Below are 23,519 nucleotides of genomic sequence, written 5' to 3'. Positions count from 1 at the left end.
TTAAAATTCGAGATTCCTGATTTGCCGTACCCCGCGGATGCTGCTATTTTAACGTAATAAATATATTGACCCCTTAGCATCGATCGAGGTACTCCGTGAAACAGCGACTCATTCCCTGCCTGCTCCTCTGTATCTGCCTGATAACACAAGTGGCTGATGCAGCCCCGCCCCCACTCAAATTGAAATCAGGTGATCGCGTGATCTTCCTGGGCAATACGATGATCGAGCGGGCCCAGAAATTCGGCCGCTGGGAAAGCGTGTTTTTACGCAGCTTTCCGGAAGCGAAACTCTCTTTCCGGAACCTGGGCTGGAGTGGTGACACGGTCTGGGCCGATTCGCGCGGCATCTTTGATCCCCCGGCTGTCGGTTACCAGCGGATGATCAAGCAGATTGAAGAACTCAAACCAACATTGATCGTGCTGGGTTATGGCGGCAATGAAGCGTTCGCTGGCGAAAAGGGGCTGCCCGCTTTTGAGAATCAGCTGCATAAACTGTTGACCGATCTGAAGTCCACCGAAGCGAAGATTCTCATCGTCTCTCCCCATCGTTACGAAAACCAGGGAGCACCTCTGCCCGATCCCGCGGAACACAATCGGGATCTCAAGGTTTATGCTGATTCGTTGCAGCAGATCGCCCACAAAGGCAATTATTATTTTGTCGATCTATACAATCAGTTGATTCCCGAACCAGCTGGAGACCCGGGACTGAAGTGGACGACGAACAGTATCCACCTGACAGATGCGGGTTACCAGAAGGCAGCCGAGATTATCGCGGCCGACCTGGGATTACAGCCTATCACACTCACGCGTGACGTCGATCAGCAGGTGCGTGATTTAACCTTTGAGAAGAACCGCCAGTATTTCTACAACTGGCGCCCGCAGAACATTACTTATCTGTTGGGGTTCCGCAAACATGAGCAGGGGCAGAATGCCAAAGAACTGCCGCAGTTCATTCCTCTGATTGAAAAGAACGAAGCGGAGATACACAGTCTGGTCTCCAAGTAGCTGCTTGAGCTCTCTGTCTTCAGTTTTTTCTTATTTGATTCATCTGATCTCTAAAGGATCGTTTCTGTGATAAAATCAGCCGTACTATTTCTGCCTCGCATTGTCGTCTGTTTTGCCTGTCTGCTGACTCTGTTGACTGGTACCCGTGCCTGGGCGCAACGGGACCTGACCGATATCCCGCCTCCCGATCCGGAACTGGAACGTAAGTCGTTCAAAGTCGCGGAAGGTTTCGAAGTGAACCTGTATGCCGCCGATCCGCAGATCGCCAAACCGATTCAGATGAACTTTGACCCACAGGGACGGCTCTGGATTGCTTCATCGGAAATTTATCCGCATATCAAACCGGGTGAAAAGGCCAACGACAAGATTCTGGTCGTCGAAGATAAAGATGGAGACGGCGTTGCAGATAAGACGACGGTATTCGCCGACGGTCTGCTGATTCCCACGGCCGTGATGCCGGGCGACGGCGGTGCTTATGTCGGCAACAGCACTGAACTGCTGCATCTGAAAGACACGGACGGAGATGGTAAGGCGGATGTCCGCAAAACTGAGCTGACCGGTTTCGGTACCGAGGATACACACCATATTGTGCACACCCTTCGCTATGGGCCGGGCGGGCACCTGTATTTCAATCAGTCAATTTATATTCACAGTCACATTGAAACTCCTTACGGTGTGCGTCGCCTCAATGGTGGTGGCATCTGGAAGTACCGCCCCGAGTCGATGGATCTGGAAGTGGTCATGCGGGGGATGGTCAACAGCTGGGGACATCACTTTGATCGCTGGGGGCAGTCGTTCTGTACCGACGGTGCTTATGGTGAAGGGATCAACTACACGTTTCCCGGCGCTGCGTTCGTGACGGCGGTCGGCATGGATCGAATTCTGAAAGGTCTCAATCCCGGAAGTCCCAAACATTGTGGCCTGGAAATTCTGAGTGGGCGCCACCTCCCCGAGGACTGGCAGGGGAATATGATCACCAACGACTTCCGCGGACATCGCGTCTGCCGGTTTGTCGTGACCGAAAGTGAATCAGGTTATGTTTCGCGCGAACAGGTCGAGCTGATTAAAACCGATCACGTCGCCTTTCGTCCGATTGACGTCAAGATGGGACCCGACGGTGCGATCTACATTGCCGACTGGTACAACCCGATCATTCAACATGGTGAAGTCGACTTCCGCGATCCACGTCGCGATCATACACATGGTCGTATCTGGCGCGTGACTTACAAAGGCAAACCGACACTGCCCCGTCCGAACCTGGTAGGCGCCTCGACTGAGGAACTGCTCGAGTATCTCAAAGCACCGGAAGCGTGGACCCGTCAGAATGCCAAGAATGTGCTGCGGGAACGGGGCCGCGCGAAAGTCGAAGGGGAACTGAAAACCTGGCTGAGCAAGCTCGATCCACAGGACTCTCAGTATGAACACAATCGTCTGGAAGGTCTCTGGGTAGCCGAGTGCATCAGCAGCCCGCAGCCCGAGTTGCTCAAGGCCTGTCTGCAGGCGAAAGACGGACGTGCCCGGGCAGCCGCCGTTCGTGTAGCGAAGGAATGGAAAGACGAAGTGCCTGACACCTACGCCTTGATCGCACCCCTGGCGAATGACAAGCATCCCCGGGTCAGGCTGGAAGCGATACGGGCACTCTCGGCCTACAATCAGCCTGGTGTGCTCAACGATGCGTACCAGGCACTCAATCATCCCGTGGATGAGTTTCTGGATTATGCACTCTGGCTGACCACCCGTGAAACCCGTGAGATCTGGCTGCCGCAGGTGCTGGAAGGGAAATCCGATCTGCAGAAAGATCCACGGAAGCTGACCTTTGCCCTGACAGCGATCAATTCTCCCGAAGTGACTCCGGTGATCACAAAGCTGATTAAAGCGGGACAGATGCCGGACAGTCAGCTGCAGAGCGGTCTGAACCTGATGGCGAAGTTCGGGAATGACAAGGACCTGCAGCAGTTATTTGCCCACGCCCTGGATGCGAAAACGAAACCGGCTCAGCAGGCAGCGATCTTGCGGGCACTGGCCCAGGCATTTCAGACACGGAAAGTCCGCCCCGCGGGGAACCTCGGAAAACTCCAGCAGCTGTTCGGTTCGAAAGATCCTGCCGTGCAGCAGGCCGCCATCGATTGTGCCGGTCTGTGGAAGATCGAATCATTGCAGTCGCCGATTCGCGAACTGGCTGAATCGGGGAAAACACAGGCCGGACTCCGCAACACGAGTCTGTTCGCACTGGCACGCCTGGGAGGCAAGGAAAACCAGACGCTGTTACTTAATCTGAGCCAGAACGATCCCTCGGTGGATCTGCGGATTGCTGCCATCGCGGCGCTGGCCGAAGTGAACGTCAAACAGGCTGCAGCGCAGGCAGTGAGCCTGATGAACGGTGATGCTGCTCCCGCGCAGCTGTCGGCTGTGGCGAATATCTTCCTGCAGCGGAAGGGAGGCGTGGGCGTTCTGGTGAATGCTCTGAAAGGGAAAACGATCTCCAAGGATGCTGCGATTCAGCTGAGCCGCCTGGTGCAGTCGTCCGGTCGGGGGAACCCGAATCTGGAGAAAGCGATTGCTACTGCAGGGGGGCTGTCCAGCAGCGGAGCACCGCAGCCAGTCAAGCTCTCTCCGCAAGAGATGGCGCAACTCATCAAGGAAATACGGACAAGTGGAAATCCACAGCGCGGGGAAGCGATCTTCCGCCGCGAGAACCTGTCTTGTCTGAAATGTCACGCGATTGGTGGTGCCGGCGGTAAGGTCGGTCCCGATATTATCAGCCTGGGGGGAAGCTCTCAGCCGGATTACATTGTCGATTCACTGCTCGATCCGAATAAAGCGGTCAAAGAGAATTACAATGCGGTGACGGTCGTCACCGTGCAGGGGAAGGTCCATTCGGGCGTTCTGGTGCGACGGACCGACAGCCAACTGGTCCTGCGGGATGCCAACGACAACCTGATGAACGTTCCCCTGGATCAGATCGATGATGAAACGCCGGCGGCGTCATTGATGCCCGTGGGGCTTCTGGACAAGCTGACGCGTCAGGAACTGGTTGACCTGGTTCGTTTCCTGTCTGAACTGGGTAAAACAGACGCATATACGATTGGTAAAGATCGCGTGGTGCGTCGCTGGCGGGTGATGAAGAATACTCCCGAAGCAATGAACGCGATCCGCAGAACGCGGCATGCTACCGCGGCGACCGACCACCCGGCGTTTGTCTGGGAGCCGGCTTACAGTCGCGTGGATGGGAATCTGCCCCTCGACCAGCTGGAAGAGATCGGCCGACTGCACGTTTCGAAGCGAGCCCGCGGCGCTGCGTTTCTACGCTGCGAGCTCGATGCCACAACGGCCGGCAAAGCGGTTCTGAAGTTCAACTCGGTCGATGGATTAAAGCTGTGGATCGGTGAAAAGCCGGTTGCCCTCCAGCCGAAAACCGAAGTCGAACTCCAGAAGGGCATCAACACTCTGACGTTTGCAGTGGAACTGCTGCCCGAACGGGATGTACTGCGACTGGAGGTCGAGGACGCGAAAGACTCTCCGGCACAGGTACAGATTGTGGGCGGGAAGTGAGATCTGGTTGTGTGATTAAAGTGTGAATTGAATCAACGTGGATCATTTCAATGATTGACGAGAGGTAACGGGCGTATATACTGAGGGTGCGCCAACATGTCACTTTCAGTTCATAGTTCCTCCTGATGTCAGGTTACCTGCCGTGAGTACCCAGCCCCCTCGCCGTCGTCGTCGCCGTCCCCAGAGCACCTCCGAATCAGATCCCCAGATGCCCCGCCGGCGCAAGAAGCGTTCGGGTTCGAGTGGAAAAAAGAAAAAATCTTCGAAGAAGAATCAGATTTTGCTGCTGAGGATCGGACTGTTCGCCGCGGCGGGGATCGTGCTACTGATCGGGATCTTCATGATGGACTGGAAGGGGATCGGTAAGTCATTGGGGCTACCGAGTGCCCAGGAGCGGCTGCTGAATCGTGTGATCGCGATCAAAGAGGAGCAGGCTGATCTGCTGGCCTCGATCAGAGACGAAGCCAGTGCCCGATCAGCCGGAGAAAGCATGAAGGACCTGACTGTGCAGATAGCCGAAACCATGCAGGAAGCCAATGACCTTAGAAAGGATAAAAGCCAGAAAGTCACCCCGGAAGAAGACAGGGAATTGAGAGATCGGTTCATGTCATTGAATAAGGATCTCGATGCTCGTATCAAACAGGAGACGGAGCGGATCATGAAAAATCCGAGCCTGCGTCCGATTATGGCTGAGGTATTCCAGGATGCCCGGTTTGCTTTGATGGAAGCCCAGTCAGAGATGCGGAAAAAGTCCCTGCAGGCCGGGGCCAGTTCCCCCGGTTATTCTGCAGTCACCAGTTGGACGAGTCTGTCTCCCGGGGATGACATACAGGCGCTGCATATGAACGTCAACTGGCAACCTGGTAAAGTGGTGGAAGTGGCCGACGACGGCAAGGTGAAAGTCCACCTGAATATCCATAGTGGCATCAACAGTTTCGACCAGTTTTATGAACGCGACAAATTGCGGATTAAAGATTGATGTCTGACAACCTTCCTGATCCAGAAGCCGGTTAAGCGCCCTCGCGTGAACTGTAAAACGCGAGTGCGTTTTACATTTTCATTTCAGTGTGATTGCGGTTATGATGAACCGAGGCAGCAGGAGGCCGTCGGGGATTTATTAACGCAAGAGAACGGCGCCGGTTTCAGTCTATTAAGACAGGGAAAGCCGGGCTGACGCAATCGATTCTTCATCACATTGAACAGGAGCGCGCGATGTCAACCACAACAGCCAGTGAACTGTATCCCGAAGTCAAAGCCTTTCTGGAAGAGGGGACGCTGAAGGGAGTCGTCGGGGGGAAAGAGGTCGAATCTGCGGGCGGCGAAACGTTCGTGACGTCAGATCCGGGATCGGGCAAACAGCTGGCAGAAGTCTTCAGCTTTCAGCCGGGCGACATCGACATGGCCGTGGATGTGGCTGATGCCGCTTTCCGCAAGACCGGCTGGGCCGAAATGCCTCAGAACGAACGCAGCGCTCTGCTGCATCGCCTGGCAGACGCCGTCGAAAAACACAAGCCGATGATTGCCCAGCTCGAAGCGCTGGACGCCGGTAAGATTGAAGCCCAGGCCCAGGGGGATGTGCAGAACTTCGTCGATACGATGCGGTACTTCGCCGACCTGGCGCAGCACGTGCAGCGACGATCGGTTCTGGCCGTTCCTCAGCACGAAGCCTGGACCGTGCGTCAGCCTTACGGGGCCTGCGGATTTATCTTCCCGTGGAACTTCCCCTTCCTGCTGATCGGCTGGGGGATTGCTCCGGCACTGGCAGCGGGGAATACCGTGGTCATCAAACCGGCGGAAGATACGCCGATGTCGGCCATCTACCTGGCTCGCCTGGCGAAAGAAGCCGGTATTCCGGATGGCGTGATCAACGTTGTGCCCGGTTACGGGGCGGTCGCCGGAGCGGCGCTGTCGGGGAATCCCAAACTGAAGCGGATGTCGTTTACCGGATCGCCCGAAGTCGGTCGCCTGGTGGCGGAGTCCTGCGGTGCGAATCTGGTGCCCGTCAAACTGGAGCTGGGCGGCAAAGGGGCTGCGGTGGTCTTCAGTGACGTCGATGTTCCCGATACGGCTCAGAAGCTGGTGAATGCGATCACCTTCCACACCGGTCAGGTCTGCTGTGATGCGACCCGCTGGTTGATTGACGAAAACATTTACGATCACTTTGTGAGTGAATGTGTTGATCGTCTGAAGAAGGTGCAGGTTGGTTATCAGCTGAATGAAGACAGCCAGATGGGTCCAGTGGTCAATGCGAAGCAGCATCAGCGGGTGCTGTCTTACCTGGAGAAGGGGCAGGCCGAGGGAGCTGAATGCGTGCTCGAAGGGGGCGCTGCTGAGGTGCCCGGTTATGAAGGTTACTATGTGAAGCCCGCGTTGATGGCCGGTTCGCTGGATAACGTGGCGGCTCGCGAAGAGATCTTCGGGCCTGTGGCCTACCTGGCTCCGTTCAAGACCGAAGAGCAGGCGATTCAGATGACCAACTCGACCGACTACGGTCTGGCGAACAGCGTCTGGACTTCTGACCTGAGCCGGGCGTCACGTGTGGCGGAAGCGATGTGTGCCGGCAACAGCTGGATCAACGCTCATAATGTGTTCGCACATGGCGTGCCTTACGCCGGGATCAACAAGAGTGGCATGGGGGGCGGAGTGCTCTCCGTGGAAACGCTGTTTGATTACTGGCGAAGCCTATCGGTGGTTCGTCCGCTGTAAGGCGATGTGTAACTGAACTGAAACGCCCTGCAGGTCGATTCTCCGGGTGAGATCTGTGGGGCGTTTTTTATTGCGCAGCTTGACTGTTTTTCGCCTGAAATAGCGGATTTAACTGCAGGCCGGCTAATTAGTTGGCGTTCACGCGAACATTGCTTGACAGGCCTTATCCGGCGCCTCTAAGATCAATATTAGCGATGCACTCGCTGGGACCCACCTGTTCTCCCGGACCATGATGGCATGGTTCGGCTTCTGAGAGACGCACCAGCATCGCTGTAAGATGATCATCTACGGGGCATGAAGTATGCGTTCCCTTTTGCTGCGAAGCGGGCTGCTCGTACTGGCGGTCGGCGTTACCTGTCTGTCACTGTTTGCCGAGGCAGATCCGAAGTCGAAACCGACGACGACGGTCGAAGCCGGTGCGGCCGATGTGGGCATCGATTTCAATCGCGATATCCGTCCGATTCTATCCAACAACTGTTTCTTCTGTCACGGTCCCGATGAAAAGCATCGCGAGGCCGATCTGCGACTGGATACCAAAGCGGGGGCGTTTGCCTCTGCGATTGTGCCGGGCAAGCTGAATGAGAGTGCCCTGATCGAGCGGATTATCTCGACAGACGATGATATCAAAATGCCGCCTGCGGATTCGGGCAAGTCACTCAAGCCGGAAGAGATCGAATTGATCAAACGCTGGGTGCAGTCGGGAGCCGCGTGGCAGGAGCACTGGGCCTACGTAAAACCGGAACGGGCAAAGCTGCCGAAAGTCAAACAGGCCGACTGGCCGCGGAATGCGATTGATTACTTCGTCCTGTCGCGACTGGAAAAGGAAGGGCTCAAACCCTCCCCGGAAGCGGACCGCCGGACCCTGGTGCGTCGGCTCTACCTGGATCTGCTGGGGCTGCCACCCACGGCTGAGGAAGTCGACGCGTTTGTGAATTCAAAGGACCCCCAGGCTTACGAGAAACTGATTGATCGTCTGCTGGAGACTCCCGAGTATGCAGAGCGGATGACGCTGAAGTGGCTCGACCTGGCCCGCTATGCGGATACGAACGGTTACTCGATTGATGGGGGCCGCCACATGTGGCTCTGGCGGGACTGGGTGATCGATGCATTCCACAAGAATAAACCGTACAACGAATTCATTACCGAACAGATTGCCGGTGACCTGTTACCGAATGCGACCCCCTGGCAGCAAGTGGCGACGGGCTTCAACCGCAATCACATGATTACGCACGAAGGGGGGACGATTCCCGAAGAGAACCTGGTCAACTACACCGTCGACCGGGTGAAGACGACGTCGGAAGTCTTCCTGGGACTCACGATGGGATGTGCCCAGTGTCATAATCATAAATACGACCCGATTACGATGAAGGACTTCTACCAGTTCTACGCCTATTTCAATCGCCTCGACGATCGCGGGCTGGATGGGAACAGCGGAATCAACGCTGGTCCCAAGCTGGCGGTGAAGACGCAGCTGTCCTTCGCGGCGGAAGAACTGAAGTCGTTGGATCAGGAACTGGCGCAGGTCGAACAGGCTCTTGCGCATCCGGATGAAACACAACTGGCTGCCTGGGTCGCCCAGACGAAACAGGAACTTGAACAGCGGGGCAAAGACCTGAAGCTGCACGAACTGAGTGTGGTCAAGGTGTCTGATCCCAATACGCGGAGTGCCTTTGAGGTCAGCGACGAGGGGCATGTGCTGGCGCTGGCAGCCAGTGGTCGGTCGCCTTCGATTTCGCTGAAAGTCGGCGCAGACGTCGACCAACTGGATGGCTTGCGGATCGTGTTTTACCCGAACGAGAAACTGCCCGAAGGGGGCATTGGTCACGGTAAGAAAGAGTCGTTTCCGGGAGGCTTCATTCTGACCAGCTTTGCTGCATCGGGAACCGCGATTCCCTCGGATCAGCTCGATCTGTATGCGATGTTGAATGTCTCGAAGATCACCGCGAGCCGATCTCACCCCGATTACCCGGCAGCTGACTGTCTCGATCCGCGGGATCACAACGGCTGGTCACCCGCACCGGAAAACAAGCAGCAGCAACATCTGACAGTGACCTTCGATCAGCCTTACGATACGAAGGATTCGAAGTATATTACGGTCATGCTGGTCTGGGGTGGCGGTCAGTTTGGCGGACGCGAGGCGTTGATGGCCGGTGATTACCAGGTTTTCGGGATGACCGGGACCGATGACGGGACCATCATTCCCGAAGCGATTCAGCAGATCCTGGCGACGGATGCGACGGACCGCGATGAGAAACAGACGGCGGCCCTGAAAGCTTACTATAGTGGGATCGCTCCCGAGCTCGAGAATCTGCGCTATCAGCGGGAGAATCTCAAAGAACGCCGCAAGATGCTGACCGATTCGTTTGAGACGATGGTTATGAACACGGCCAAAAAGCCGCGGGAAACCTTCATTCTGAATCGGGGGCAGTACGATCAACCGACCGAAAAAGTGTCGATGGGCGTGCCTGGCTTCCTGCCGGGGGCGGCTCAACAGGAATCGGAGGACCGCCTGGCACTGGCAAAATGGCTGACCTCGCGTGAGAATCCGCTGGTAACCCGGGTCGCTGTGAACCGGTTCTGGGAAATGCTGTTTGGCCAGGGAATTGTCTCGACGTCCGCTGACTTCGGTTCGCAGGGAGATCCGCCGACACATCCGCGGCTGCTGGACTGGCTGGCGGTGGAGCTTTATGAATCGGGCTGGAATGTGAAACACATCATGAAGCAGATTCTGATGTCGGCGACCTATCGTCAGTCCTCAGCGGGAACACCCGAGCTCTGGAAAGAGGATCCACAGAACCGACTGCTGGCCCGAGGTGCCCGGTTCCGGCTGCAGGCGGAAGCAATTCGGGATGCGACATTGAAAGTCTCCGGGCTGCTGGTCGAGCGTGTGGGCGGGGCGAGTGTGAACCCCTATCAGCCGGAAGGGTTGTGGCGGGAAGTGAGCCATTACGGCAGTTCGCCGGCGACTGCGCAGGTCTTTGTGCAGGATCACGGCGAAAAACTGTATCGCCGAAGCATGTATACATACTGGAAGCGGACGGTGCCGCCGCCAAATATGCAGACCTTCGATGCCCCGAACCGCGAAGTCTGCCTGGTGAGTCGGGCCCGTACGAATACGCCGCTGCAGTCACTGGTGCTGTTGAATGATGTGCAGTTCGTGGAAGCGTCTCGCAAGTTCGCGGAGCGCATCATGCTGGAAGGGGGGACCTCACCCGAGGAACGAATCACGTTTGCGTTCCGCGAAGCCCTGGGACGACCGCCGGCGGAGTGGGAGTTAGAGACCACGCTGGCTGCTTATCAGCGCGAGCTGAAAAACTACCAGGCGGCACCTGCAGCGGCGCGATCGCTGTTGTCGCAGGGGGAATCGACGAGCGATGCGAGTCTGAACCCGGCGGAAGTCGCGGCATGGACGACCGTGGGGAGTATGCTGTTCAACACTTATGAATTTATGACGCGAGGGTAAGCATGGACCCGGTATTTGAATACGAACGTAATCTGACACGACGGACACTGCTGGGACGCTCAGCCCGCGGCATTGGCGGGGCGGCATTAGCGAGCCTGCTCTATCCGGAACTGTTCAACCAGAGTGCTTCCGCAGAGGCGATTCCGGCTGCGGTCCAACAGGTCGCACCCCGGGCGAAGCGGATCATTTACCTGTTTCAGTCGGGCGGTCCTTCGCATGTGGACCTTTTCGATTACAAGCCTGTATTGCGGAAGCTGCACGGTTCGGATCTACCCGATTCCGTAAAGGGGACCCAACGTGTGACCGGCATGACGGCCCGACAGAAGTCGTTTCCCGTCGTCGCGCCGTTCTGGGAGATGAAACAGTGTGGAGAGCATCAGACGTGGATCAGCGAACAGCTGCCGCACACTCAGACGATTGCCGATGATATTACGATTGTCAAATCGGTAAATACCGAGGCCATCAATCACGATCCGGCGATCACCTATATCAATACGGGATCACAGCAGATCGGCCATGCGAGCATGGGCGCCTGGTTGAGTTACGGACTCGGAAGTGAAAACGAAAATCTGCCCGCTTACATGGTGATGCTGTCACAGGGGACGGGGAAAAATCCGGGGCAGCCGCTGTTTGACCGGTTGTGGGGTTCGGGATATCTGCCCCCCAGTCACCAGGGAGTGAAGCTGCGGCCCGGTTCGAGTCCGGTGCTATACCTCTCCAACCCGGCGGGCATCGACCGTAAACAGCGGAGGAAGCTGCTGGACGACCTGGCGACTTTGAACCGGGGACAGGCGGAAGAGATTGGCGATCCGGAAATCCAGGCCCGCATCAACTCGTACGAAATGGCTTATCGGATGCAGACCTCGGTCCCCGATCTGATGGACCTCTCGAGTGAGACGCAGAAAACGTTTGAAATGTACGGACCCGAATCTCGGAAGCCAGGGAGCTTCGCAGCGAATTGCCTGCTGGCCCGCCGGATGACTGAACGTGGTGTGCGGTTTGTGCAACTGTTCCACCGGGGCTGGGATCAGCACGTGTCGCTGAAGAGCCAGCTGCCGAACCAGTGCCTGGACGTGGATCAGCCCTCCGCGGCGTTGATCAAGGATCTCAAACAGAGGGGGCTGCTGGATGAGACGCTGGTGATCTGGGGAGGCGAATTCGGCCGGACCGTTTACAGCCAGGGTGCCATCGGCAGCCCGAGTGCCGGCCGGGACCATCATGGACGCTGCTTCTCGATCTGGATGGCGGGTGGCGGGATTAAGCGTGGTTTCGAATACGGGAAGACCGATGACTTCTGTTATAACGTCGTCGAGAACCCGTTGCATATTCGGGACATGAACGCGACGATCCTGCACTGCATGGGGATCGACCATCGCCGACTGACGTTTAAGTATCGCGGCCTGGATGCGCGGTTGACCGGGGTGGAAGAGGCGCATGTGAAACATGACCTGTTGAGTTGAACCTCGAAATACGCGAATGGTTTTGCTACCACGAAAAGCACGAAATTCACGAAAAAAGTGCTGGTGGATTGCGCGTGTTCGCTGGGCCCGGCTGACGGGAGAGAGCGAGTTATGCTTCGCCAGGCGGGCGGCCACATAGGGCCGCCCCTACGTCGAAAGTTGAGTACTCAAGGGGAGATCTGGATGTAATCCGGGGTTGTCGGAGACAACGGGAAACTGTCAGGGGAACCTGTGCGGGTTCTTTCGAATACCATTCTTTTGTGTCTGTAATGACCTCGATGGTTTTCGATTAAGCTACCACGAAAGGCACGAAAGACACGAAAGTGTTGGGGTGGGCAGAGGCCTTCTGGCTGGGGAGAATGAGCTGTCGGTTTCCTGCTCGCTGCGCTCGGCCCGGATTTTATTCTGGCCCACCCAGACTGTCTTATGTCGCACTTCAGGTTAGTTACATCCGTTTGAGTTCGAGGCTGAGTGCTTCGTTTGATCCGTTTGGATCTACTTTGACGGTCAGGGGGGACTGGTTCGGATCTGAGTAGACGCGCGGGATCTGGGCGTCCTTGGCGACGGTTTGGGTTGGTTCGGAACGGGAAGCCGCCGCTTTACCGTCTGCATCGGGAGTGGTTTCCGGTTCCTGCATTGTTGACTGGTGGATCATGACCCGAAACTCGCCGGCGATGGATCCATCTCCCTCTTCATACGTCGACATGACAAAGGTGCCATCTTCTTTGATGACGCCCCCTGCAGCCTTACCTTCCAGGGCCGTGAGGGGGACAAAGGTAATGGCCCCGCCTCCGGCCATCGGCTTGCCTTCGAAGAGCACGACCCCTTTAGTGGGATAGACGGTCACTCTGTCGCCGTTACCACATCCCACGAGTGAGGCGGCCAGACAGAGGGAGAGGCAGACGGCGCTTCTGAGTGACAGAAAAGAGATCATGCTGAGCCTTTCATGAGAACGGTGGAACTGTGATCCAACTCTTCAGAGTAGCGAAACGCTGAGAGTGAGTTTACAGGTCTTCGATGACTTCGCGCCCGCCGCGTGTGCTGATGGCCTGCCAGATCAGGAGGTCGATGTTGTCGGAAAAGAATCGTACCGAACCATCGGCCATCGCTCCCTGAACGCCCCCGGTATGGTAGCTGCGGGCTGCGGAGTACATTTCGGTATAAGGGGAACCGATCTGGACGCAGGGCATGCCTTCTTCGGGATAGCTGCGACACCCCCAGATTCCATCGGGTGCAGAACTGTTGGGGCTGGTCTGAGTACTGAAAATATTCGCTCCCATGACGCCGTAGGGCCAGGTGCCGCGGGTGTCCTGACTGGATGGTCCCGTTGAACTCTGCAGTCGAAACTTCAGTTCGCTGAGTGCCAGAGTATTGGAGGTGCCGTCAATGATATCCCGCATGGCGAGGCTGGAATTATTGCCGAAGACGCCGCCGACTTTGCCGTCGTTGGTATGGACACGTCCGTAACCCGCTTTACCGTAATTGGCGCAGTAATTGCCTCGGGCCAGATTTTCCAGTCCTGTTCCATTGGCAAACTCTTCGGTGTTTTTCGGGTGCGAAGGACAGAGCATGAAGTTAACCTGTTTGCTGCCGACCAACATACCCTGAGAGGTATAGGTTCCGTTCCCCAGCCAGTCCTGAACTTCGTTGCGTTCGTTGGCGATCGTCATTACATCGTCGAACATCGCTGACTGTTCCATGTCCGGCAGGATCAACAGAGCCCAGGAGGCACCGATGGCGACTGCTCCGGAACCGTGGGCGCCATTGGGATTGTCGCCGGCACCGTTCACACTGCCGGGAGGAAACAGATTGTGAGTTGAGTGATAATTATGTAACGCCAGTGCCAGTTGCTTGAGGTTGTTCTTGCAGGTTGATCGTCGGGCGGCTTCGCGTGCCTGCTGGACTGCGGGGAGGAGCAGGGCAATCAGGATGGCGATGATGGCAATGACGACCAGCAGTTCAATCAAAGTAAATGCATGACGTTGATGAGAGCCGGAAAGAAAACGGCTGAAGCTACGGTTTCGCATCGCGTGTTCCTTGTTTGACAGAAGGGATGTGAAAGATAAATAACGCCGACCTGAGGTCGGATGTATCTGCTGAAGCAATCATCAGGATTGCGGGGAATCACCTTCAGAGAGATACGCTATCGAGGCTGGATTTGACGTTCAATATCATTGTGACCTGAGCAGCGTTTATTCATCGATCATTAACCGGTTGTTAATGTGGAGGTCTGGTGAGCGAGCCTTGACCACTAAGGAGGAGGGAAGGGGCTACCACGAAAGTCACGAAAAGCACGAAAAAAGAGTGGCTGGTGAATTGCGCGTGTTCGCTGGACCCGGCTGATGGGAGAGAGCAAGTGATGCATCGCCAGGCGGGCGGCCACATGGGGCCGCCCCTACGTTGAATGTTGAGTACTCAAGGGGGATCTGGATGTAAGCTGGGGTTGTTGAAGACAACTGGAAACTGTCAGGGGAAAACTGTGCAGGTTCTTTTGAATACCATTCTATTTTTCTGTAAAGACCTCGACGGTTTTCGATTCAGCTACCACGAAAGGCACGAAAGACATGAAAAAAGAGGGGCTGCTGAATTGTACGTGTTTGCTGGACCCAGCAGACGGGAGAGAGCGAGTTGTGTGTCTCCAGGCGGGCGGCCACATAGGGCCGCCCCTACTTCTGCGCAAATTCTGCGGGAAATGAATCGTCTTGCGGTAACACAGGGTTCTGGTTTACATTACGCGCGGAGGGGGTTACTGCTGCCGGTTGCCTACAGGAAATGTTTCTGCTGTAACATGTTGTCCTGATTGGGATTAGGTGGAAATGTTCCGGGGCTGCGGTCGAACAAGGATTGTGATGTGATGCTGAATTTGTCTTTCCGCCTGCTGTCGGGTGGGCTATTGCTGATGTGTTGTCTTTCAGCGTGCATCCCCGTTCCGATGCCCAAGCCTGAGCTCTATCGGCCGTTGACCGACTTTACGCCCCAGGATGGCGTTTACGATTTTGAGTCGCAGCAGGCCCGCTTCAATGTGGCGATTGATGATAACCCCCGCGACGCGGATGCCCGGTTTGCGCGTGCGCTGCTTTACATGGGGGTCGGCCGGTACGCATCTGCAGAAGAAGACCTGACGATAGCGATTCAGGTGGCCGAAAAGCAGTCCGGTTACGATGCAGAGCGCCTGGCGACGATTTATGTGCATCGAGGGCTGATCCGCTGGAGCGATGAAAAGGTCGAACTGGCCATCGACGATTACTCGCGGGCGATCGAACTCGCGCCGAAGAACTGGGAAGGCTATTTCCATCGCTGGCTGGCGTATCACTTCGAAGGTGAAGAAGAGAAGGCTGAGCAGGATCGTCAGCGTGGTATGAAGCTGGAGCCGGATGTGTTCGACAGGGAATACGTGCTGCGGTATGACGGCATTGTGTTGTAGACCGCGAAGGGCTCGAAATTTAAGCTACCACGAAAAGCACGAAAAGGGGTGAGTGCTGTTGTGTGTTTTCTGGGACCACTTGGCGGTTATGCGTGATTTGAGATTCGCCAGGCGGGCGGCCACACAGGGCCGCCCCTATGTTGAATGTTGAGTACTTAAGGGTGGCTCCGGATGTAATCCGGGGGTGTTGCAGACAACGGGAAACTGTCAGGGGGAAACTGTGCAGGTTCTTTTGAATACCCTTCTGTTGTTTCTGTAATCATCTCGATGGTTTTCGATTTAGCTACCACGAAAGACACGAAAAGCACGAAAAAGGGTGAGTGCAGTTGTGTATTTTTTCTGGGACCACTTGGCGGTTATGCGTGATTTGCGATTCGCCAGGCGGGCGGCCACGTAGGGCCGCCCCTACGTTGAATGTTGAGTACTTAAGGGTGGCTCCGGATGTAATCCGGGGTTGTCGCAGACAACAGGAAACTGTCAGGGGAAAACTGTGCAGGTTCTTTTGAATACCTTCTGTTGTGTCTGTAATGATCTCGATGTTTTCGATTTAGCTACCACGAAAAGCACGAAAAGGGGTGAGTGCTGCTGTGTGTTATTTCTGGGACCACTTGGCGGTTATGCGTGATTTGCGATTCGCCAGGCGGGCGGCCACACAGGGCCGCCCCTACGTTGAATGTTGAGTACTTAAGGGTGGCCCTGGATGTAATCCGGGGTTGTCGGAGACAACGGGAAACTGTCAGGGGAAGATTGTGCAGGTTCTTTTGAATACCATTCTGTTGTGTCTGTAATGATCTTGACGGTTTTTGATTTAGCTACCACGAAATGCACGAAAGACACGAAAGACACGAAAAAGGTATTCTTGCGAGATGCTGAATTGTAGTGGGAACCGGGCTTTATTATTTGAGGGCCTGAGCTGTCAGTTTCCTGCTCGCTGCGCTCGGCCCGAATTGCATTCGGGCTTACCCGGTTTCAGGATTTTTGTCTTGATTGCTTTGGATGGATCAGTATTGCTTCCATTTTCCGCGGTAGATCACAAAACGGGTGATGCCCTGGTTGGTGACTACCAGCAGGCGCTTGCCGTTTTTCATGTCATAGTAGTCCTGGTAGTTATCGTCGTAGAGGATCAGGGCTTTGAGGGGGGCTGTGGGGGTGAGCGGGAGATCGACTTTCTTACCGGTTTCAATGTCCGCCTCGGGGATCTTGACGTTCAGTGGGGGGACCTGCTTTGCCATGGTGGTTGATCTCTTGAGCGCATCCCCCTTTTTCACGAAGGCACAATACCTACCGGCGTTGATGAACTTTTTCATTTCCTCGCGCCAGTTTTCATTGTACTTGAGGCCAATCTTCAATCGCTGCCAGTCGTAGTCTTCATTGTAAAAGAAGATGCTCAGGCCATTGGTCTCGTAGAAGTTGTCCAGATTCGGTGTCCCCTGATTTTTCTGCGGAAGCTTTGCGTTCTTTTTGGGTCTGAGTCTGATCGGCTGGCTTTTGCGAATGTGTAAATAAGCTTCACGGATATTTGCCGCCAGTTGCTCATTCTGTTTATCCAGCTTGAGCTGCGAATAGCCGGCATAGCCACAGAAAGCGAGTTCGCAGATGTAGTTGTAGTAATAGACGGGCTCGGCTTCCTGTTCCTGTCTTTGCAGATTTTCGTAAAGAACTTTGGAGGGAAAGAAGGAGTCGCCGGGCAGAAAGTTGTCATTGGTGGCGTGGGCTGGCGAAAGCAGCGTGAGTAGACTGAATAGCACAGCCAGGCCTGCGAGAGGGAGACGTTGCATGAGCGAGTCCTTCTGAAACGGCGTGAAGTGGGAGATGGTTTCATTTTGGAATGTTTCGGGGAGAGATGCAAAACATTTCTGGTTGGGTTGGTAAACCTTGAATGATATGAATCTGTATTTACCACGAAATACACGAAAGACACGAAAAATGAGGAACAGGAGCCGAGATGGTCACTGGTTCTGAATGATCATCTTTTCTGGATGGAGCCGGCTTGTATGATTTCTGTTTGTTGCTGTCTTCTGGCTTGCCTACAGTGCTACATCGATGCGTGGAGGTGGGGATGAAGATGAATCATTGGCGATGTTTCTCTGACCGTTTTCTGCTCGCTGCGTTTGGGCCGAATTTTATTCGGGTGCCGCATCATTCTTTGTTGAATGGCGTCTTGTGGCAGTAATTTACTCCGCATCTATTCTGGTTACCGGCGGCTAGGTAGCGTTTCTTAATTCGGATGGTATATACCAAAGACGTTTCAACCGGGGCTAACGCCCTGCGGCTAATTTTCTTTTCTGCTGTTGAAGTCCAGAAAACAAGTGTAACAGCATACCCTCGGCCACGGTGGATACTTACATAGCTAACGCTGTCGACCTTATGATCACGTAGAAAACTATTAAATAAACGCTACCTAGCGACTTGCCGCTCAGGTTTTTTTAGCTGGATTGGGGGATTCATGGGGGCGTTGGTCTTTTTCAAATGGGAGTTGGTCGTGAATGAATTGCTGTTCTGTTTCTATGTTGAATTCTGTGGAAGGGCGCGGGGGCGTCAAGACAGAATTTTGTCCCGATGTGGCCGGATTTTGTCACCCTTTGTCCCGGATTTTGTCCGCGTCTGGCCGGAATGTGTCCTGGTGTGCCATGAACAATGGAAGGGGACAAGGCGAACCGGTTGGGGAGAGACAGGTGGACTCGTAGTGAAAAAGGGGGTGAGTTCAGCTGCTGATTCGTCAGTGGTGCCGACTGTTCTGGTGGATGTGAACGTGCCTCGCGCGCGAGCCAGAAGAGACCAGCATACGCATCGGGAGGGGCGGTTCAAGTCCTGTTTATTCAGTATTTCATCAGTGAAAATCCTGCAGTGCGGGAGGGGGAAATGAGATGACTTTCGAGACGGGCTGTGTTAGTCTGAATTGAGACACAAACCTGTAGCGCTGCACTTCTCTGAGGAACAGAATGATCATGCATGTAAAAAATAACTGGTGGACTGGTTCGATCGTGGGTTTGCTGCTGGCGAGCAGCAGTCTGATGCTGAGTGCGGCTGAGAAAGAGCAGCGCACGTTGAGTACGGCCCAGCAGACCGCGGTGCAGGATGTGCAGCAGCGGGCGGAAGATCTGAAAGCGGTGAACCAGTCGATCTGGAATTATGCGGAAGTCGGCCTGCAGGAAACGAAGTCATCTCAACTGCTGATTGAAAAGCTGGAAGCGGAAGGCTTCAAGGTCAAAAGCGGAGTGGCGGATATGCCGACCGCGTTTGTCGCCAGTTATGGGAGCGGAAAGCCAATCATCGGGATCCTGGCAGAGTACGATGCGCTGCCGGGGCTGTCTCAGAAAACAGTTCCCTATCGTGAGAGTCAGACAGAAGGGGGAGCCGGTCATGCCTGCGGACACAGTGGTCTGGGAACCGCGGCGTTGGGGGCGGCGCTGGCAGTCAAGGAAGCGGTGGACAAACATGGTCTGAAGGGGACAGTGCGACTTTATGGAACGCCGGCTGAGGAGACCGGACTAGGAAAAGTTTATATGCTGCTGGATGGTCAGTTCGAGGATCTGGATATCTGTCTGCACTGGCATCCCGGAAATAATACCAATGTGCATCTGGGAAGTTCGAAGGCGCTTGTTTCAGTCAAGTTTACGTTTACTGGTCTGCCTTCGCATGCGTCGGTGAGTCCGGAGAGTGGCGTGAGTGCCCTGGACGCGGTGGAGCTGATGAATACGGGCGTGAATTATATGCGGGAGCATGTTAAAGAAGACGCCCGGATGCATTACGTGATCATTGATGGCGGGGGACAGCCCAACGTGGTGCCTGCGAAAGCGACCGTCTGGTATTATGTGCGTGCGAACGCACATGAAGACCTGGAACGGTATTATCGCTGGGTCGTTGATATCGCCAAAGGGGCGGCACTGATGACGCGCACAAAGCTTTCGATTCAGGTGGATACCGACAATCATGAGCTGATTCCCAATACGCCGTTGTCGGAGTTGATTCATGAGAAGCTGACGGTGATTGGACCTCCCGAGTTTTCAGCAGAGGAGAAAGCGTTTGCCCGCCGGATTCAACAGCCGCTGATTGAAGAGTTCGGGCAGACATTCCCCGTAGCGATCGACAGCAGGGTGCATACGCTGCTGGAATCGAAAACTTCTTCCAAGGGTTCAACGGATGTGGGGGACATCAGCTGGCACATTCCCACGGGTGGTCTGCGGACGACCTGTTTTGCAGCGGGAAATCCCGGGCACAGCTGGCAGAACGTAGCCTGCATCGGTTCTTCCATCGGCGAGAAAGGGATTCTCTATGCAGCGGAAGCCCTGGCGGCAACGACGGTGGCGCTGTTGGAGAATCCGGTACTGGTTAAAGAAGCGCAAGCGGACTTTGATCAACGAATGAAGGACCGGAAATACATTACACTGATTCCCAAGGGGCAGAAACCGCCGGTGAAAATCAGATAATCGGGAAACAGTGCGAGCGATAACAGGTGTTTTTCGTAAAGACCCGCCTACGATCAATTCAGAAGCAGAGTATCAGACAACCTGGAGCAGGAGGACCGAGAGATGAATTTGATTGATGGCGTTCAGGCATTGAAATCGCCCTGGATGATAGCAGTCTGGCCCGGGATGGGTAATGTGGGGCTGACCGCGGGATACTACCTGATGGCTAAATTGGGGATGGAATTGCTTTCCGAGTATTCCCCGCCTGAGCTGTTCGACATCGATTATGTCGAAGTCGAACGGGGAGTGATTCACACCGGGATTCGACCACGGAGTCGCTTTTTTCTGTGGAAAGATCCCGAGGAACAACATGACCTGGTGGTGCTGATCGGAGAGGCCCAGCCTCAGTTCGGCAAATATTCCTACTGTAAGAAGATGATCTCTTATGCGCAGGACCTGGGGATCGAGCGGGTCTTCACGTTCGCGGCGATGGCCACCGGGATGCATCCGGAACATGAGTCGCGCGTGTTCGCAGCCGTGACGGATGCGGAAGATCTCAAGGAGATGCGGGTGAATAATCTGGAGATTCTGCAGGAAGGAAATATCAGCGGACTGAACGGGATTCTGCTGGGGGCCGCAGCCGATAAGGGATTGAATGGAACGTGTCTGCTGGGAGAGATGCCGCATATTTTTTCGCAGTTACCTTTCCCGAAAGCGTCGCTGGCCGTATTGAAAGCGTTTCGGTTGATCTCAGGAATTGAGATTGAAACCAGTGAACTGGTCGAGCAGGCCGAGACGATGGAGAAGAAACTGGGTGAATTGCTCTCTCAAGTCGAAAAGTCGATAGGGGAGAAGGCGGAACAGCCGGAATCGTTCGAGGAGTCGTTGCAGCCTGAAATGCCTGAGCAGCCGAGACTGACTCCGGGAGAGGAACAGCGGATCGAGCAACTGTTTGAAGAAGCGAAGCAGAACCGTTCGAAAGCGTATGTGCTCAAACAGGAATTGGATCGCCTGGAGGTCTTTGCAGACTATGAAGATCGTTTTCTGGATCTATTTAAAAATCGTGGCTGAGCCTGTTCAGGCAGGGAAGCACGTCAAAGGGAGTCCATTTTCTGATGGAACATTTTCACCTGGAATCGCTGGGACCACTTACGACCGCTGAGAAAGCGGTGGAAATCGTCGAGCGAAAAGGGATCGGTCATCCGGATACGATCTGTGATGGCATTGCGGAAGCGATTTCGATCTCGCTGTCGCAGAGTTATCTGCAGTGGGCGGGACGGATATTGCATCACAATATCGATAAAGGGTTGCTGGTGGCGGGACACACGGAGCCCGAACTGGGGGGCGGAGTCGTCCATACGCCGATGCGACTGGTGATTGGAGATCGCGCAACCTCTGAGTGGGAAGGGCATCGAATTTCCGTGGAAGAGATTGCGCTGGAAAGTGCCCGGGAGTGGATTAAAACGCACTTACCTCTAGTCAATACCGAGACGCATGTGGTGTTTCAGAATGAGCTGCGCGTCGGTTCCGCAGAGCTCACAGACATCTTCTCGCGGGCACGGTTGTTATCGAATGACACTTCAGCGGCGGTCGGTTTTGCACCGCTCACCGAGACTGAGCAACTGGTACTGGAGTCGGAGCGGTTCATCAATACCGAGGAATTCAAGCTGAAGTATCCGGAGACGGGACAGGATGTGAAGGTGATGGGAGTGCGCAGAGAGAAACATCTGCAGCTGACCCTGGCGGTAGCGATCGTCGACCGCTATATCGAAGAAGTGCAGTATTACTTCGACCGGAAAAAGGAACTGGCGGACGAGTTAACAGCATTTCTGGAACCGCAGCTCAAAACACTGGACGGCGTGGATCTGGCGATCAACACCCTGGATAATCCGGAGCGGGGCATGGACGGCATGTATCTGACCGTGCTGGGAACCTCAGCCGAGGGGGCTGATGGCGGCCAGGTGGGGCGTGGCAACCGGGTGAATGGTTTGATTACGCTGAATCGTCCGATGAGTGCAGAAGCGGCGGCCGGGAAGAATCCATTCAGCCATGTAGGGAAGATTTATAATGTGTTGTGTCATCAACTGGCGCAGCAGATTCATGAGGAACTGGAGCCGGTCAAGGAAGTGATCGTGAGGATGTGCAGCCAGATTGGTCACGAGATCAGCGAGCCGTGGATGGTGAGCACAGAGGTGGTGCTGAGCGAGGGAGTCGAACTCAAGGAGGTGGAAGAGCCGATTCAGGAGATTATCGATCGGCAACTGAGAAACATGGAAGACTTTGTCAGACGACTAGCGAGCGGAGAATTTCCGGTTTACTGATGACGCTTCAACGGTCCCAGCCGAATTCACCGATGAGGGGGACAAAGGCGAAGCCGCCGAGGTTTTCTTCGTCGAGGTGTCCCTGGCGGAGCGTAAAGCGGCACATGGTCTGCCCGGTGTATTCGCCTCCAATGGGAATGATGATGCGACCGCCTTCGTTCAGTTGATCGACGTAGGGTTGAGGGAGTTCTTTGGCGCCTGCGGTGACGATAATGGCATCGAAGGGGGCCGCTTGTGGGACGCCGAGAGTGCCATCGTCGGTATAGACGTGGACATTGTGGTAACCGAGACGGTTCAGTTTTACGCGGGCCTGTTCGGCCAATTCAGGGATGCGTTCAATGGTGTGGACCTCGCGCGCGAGGAGCGACAGGACTGCGGCGCCGTAACCGGATCCGCAACCGATTTCGAGGACTTTTTCATTGCCTGTCAATTGAGCGGCCTGACACATGAAGGCGACGGTATAGGGTTGCGAGATGGTCTGCTGACAGTCGATGGGCAGGGCACAGTCATTGTAGGCGTAGCGTTTGTTGTCGGGCGTGACGAACTCTTCCCGGGGAACGCGGCGCATGGCGTGGAACACGCGGGGATCGGTAATTCCCCGTTCCCGCAGATGCTCCCGCAGCATGCGCTCGCGTGCGTGCTCATAGATGTCGGTCTCGGAATGCTGATCAGAGTTGGTCATGTTCGACGGTTAATTCTCCGTTTGAGGAGTGATACTGCCTGGTCAGAGTTGGGCCAGGCTGGCCGGGCTTTCTTTCTGGATGAGCTTTCCGATCTCGGTGAATTCCTCACAGAGCAGTTCGAGGATGTCATCGAGGGTCAGGACGCCAAGCAGCTTGCCCTCCCGATCAACGACGGGCAGTCGTCGGAATCCGCCGGATCTCATTTTCGTGAGGGCGGCTTCGATGGACGTGTCCTCACTGATGTTATAGGGGAATCGCGTCATGATATCACAGACGGTCGTTTCGATGGCGTCGCGTCCCTTGCCGACCACGCGGAGTGCGAGGTCCCGATCGGTGAGCATGCCGATGGGGTGGGATTCTTCATCGAGGACGATGAGCGTGCCCACATTGCGGGAGTTCATGCGCTCGGCGGCGACTTGAACGGATTCGTTTTGATCAACCAAATCGACTTCTCTTGTGCAAATTCGACCTGCAGTCATGACTTTCTCCTTTGCAAA

15 protein-coding genes are annotated in these 23,519 nt (G+C 55.3%); 10 read left to right on the top strand and 5 right to left on the bottom strand.

Annotated elements, in window-relative coordinates; translation table 11 throughout:
* Positions 1-95: 95 nt before the first annotated feature.
* From HG66A1_RS19525 to HG66A1_RS19500, 6 genes are all read left to right on the top strand, one after another.
* Complete coding sequence (locus HG66A1_RS19525) at positions 96-1,004, top strand: SGNH/GDSL hydrolase family protein (protein ID WP_145187764.1); 909 nt, start codon at positions 96-98, stop codon at positions 1,002-1,004.
* Between the two features lie 66 nt (positions 1,005-1,070).
* Positions 1,071-4,556 (top strand): PVC-type heme-binding CxxCH protein, encoded by a 3,486-nt coding sequence (locus tag HG66A1_RS19520; RefSeq protein ID WP_145187761.1) that lies wholly within the window; start codon positions 1,071-1,073, stop codon positions 4,554-4,556.
* A gap of 142 nt (positions 4,557-4,698) precedes the next feature.
* Positions 4,699-5,535 carry a hypothetical protein gene (locus tag HG66A1_RS19515; protein WP_145187758.1) on the top strand — a complete coding sequence of 279 codons (837 nt, stop codon included), beginning with the start codon at positions 4,699-4,701 and terminating at the stop codon, positions 5,533-5,535.
* A gap of 233 nt (positions 5,536-5,768) precedes the next feature.
* A complete protein-coding gene (locus HG66A1_RS19510) occupies positions 5,769-7,262 on the top strand; it encodes an aldehyde dehydrogenase family protein (protein WP_145042033.1) in 1,494 nt (497 codons plus the stop codon).
* A 301-nt stretch (positions 7,263-7,563) separates the two neighbouring features.
* Entirely contained in the window at positions 7,564-10,725 is a 3,162-nt protein-coding gene (locus tag HG66A1_RS19505) for a PSD1 and planctomycete cytochrome C domain-containing protein (protein ID WP_145187755.1), read from the top strand.
* Positions 10,726-10,727: 2 nt separating this feature from the next.
* Positions 10,728-12,185: a DUF1501 domain-containing protein gene (locus HG66A1_RS19500; protein ID WP_145187752.1), complete on the top strand. Its 1,458-nt coding sequence runs from the start codon at positions 10,728-10,730 to the stop codon at positions 12,183-12,185.
* Positions 12,186-12,630: 445 nt separating this feature from the next.
* Here HG66A1_RS19500 and HG66A1_RS19495 read toward each other — a convergent pair whose 3' ends face one another.
* Together HG66A1_RS19495 and HG66A1_RS19490 are read right to left on the bottom strand one after the other, a co-directional pair.
* Complete coding sequence (locus HG66A1_RS19495) at positions 12,631-13,119, bottom strand: hypothetical protein (RefSeq protein WP_145187749.1); 489 nt, start codon at positions 13,117-13,119, stop codon at positions 12,631-12,633.
* A 70-nt stretch (positions 13,120-13,189) separates the two neighbouring features.
* Positions 13,190-14,212: a DUF1559 domain-containing protein gene (locus HG66A1_RS19490; protein ID WP_145187746.1), complete on the bottom strand. Its 1,023-nt coding sequence runs from the start codon at positions 14,210-14,212 to the stop codon at positions 13,190-13,192.
* Between the two features lie 827 nt (positions 14,213-15,039).
* On the opposite strand from HG66A1_RS19490, the gene HG66A1_RS19485 reads away from it, so the two are divergent.
* A complete protein-coding gene (locus HG66A1_RS19485) occupies positions 15,040-15,609 on the top strand; it encodes a tetratricopeptide repeat protein (protein WP_145187743.1) in 570 nt (189 codons plus the stop codon).
* 1,001 nt (positions 15,610-16,610) lie between these two features.
* Here HG66A1_RS19485 and HG66A1_RS19480 read toward each other — a convergent pair.
* A complete protein-coding gene (locus HG66A1_RS19480; RefSeq protein ID WP_145187740.1) occupies positions 16,611-17,387 on the bottom strand; it encodes a hypothetical protein in 777 nt (258 codons plus the stop codon).
* A 1,170-nt stretch (positions 17,388-18,557) separates the two neighbouring features.
* Between HG66A1_RS19480 and HG66A1_RS19475 the strand changes: the two genes are divergently transcribed.
* The 3 genes from HG66A1_RS19475 to HG66A1_RS19465 all read left to right on the top strand — a co-directional run bounded on the left by HG66A1_RS19475 (position 18,558) and on the right by HG66A1_RS19465 (position 22,339).
* Positions 18,558-20,039 (top strand): amidohydrolase, encoded by a 1,482-nt coding sequence (locus HG66A1_RS19475; RefSeq protein ID WP_197996691.1) that lies wholly within the window; start codon positions 18,558-18,560, stop codon positions 20,037-20,039.
* 102 nt (positions 20,040-20,141) lie between these two features.
* The gene (locus tag HG66A1_RS19470) at positions 20,142-21,089 is read left to right on the top strand and encodes a PAC2 family protein (protein WP_145187734.1); all 948 of its coding nucleotides are present in this window, start codon (positions 20,142-20,144) and stop codon (positions 21,087-21,089) included.
* A 44-nt stretch (positions 21,090-21,133) separates the two neighbouring features.
* On the top strand, positions 21,134-22,339 hold the full coding sequence (locus HG66A1_RS19465) for a methionine adenosyltransferase (protein WP_145187731.1): 1,206 nt from the start codon (positions 21,134-21,136) through the stop codon (positions 22,337-22,339).
* Between the two features lie 7 nt (positions 22,340-22,346).
* Here the strand turns inward: HG66A1_RS19465 and HG66A1_RS19460 are convergent, their stop codons facing one another.
* Positions 22,347-23,021, bottom strand: coding sequence for a protein-L-isoaspartate(D-aspartate) O-methyltransferase (locus HG66A1_RS19460; protein ID WP_145187728.1), 675 nt, complete (start codon positions 23,019-23,021; stop codon positions 22,347-22,349).
* A 42-nt stretch (positions 23,022-23,063) separates the two neighbouring features.
* A complete protein-coding gene (locus tag HG66A1_RS19455) occupies positions 23,064-23,501 on the bottom strand; it encodes a CBS domain-containing protein (RefSeq protein ID WP_145187725.1) in 438 nt (145 codons plus the stop codon).
* Positions 23,502-23,519: the final 18 nt, after the last annotated feature.

Origin of the sequence: Gimesia chilikensis, from assembly GCF_007744075.1 — a bacterium.
GTDB classification, from domain to species: Bacteria; Planctomycetota; Planctomycetia; order Planctomycetales; family Planctomycetaceae; genus Gimesia; species Gimesia chilikensis_A.
Note: the sequence above shows the minus strand (reverse complement) of the source record. Positions and strands in the feature narration are given on the sequence as shown.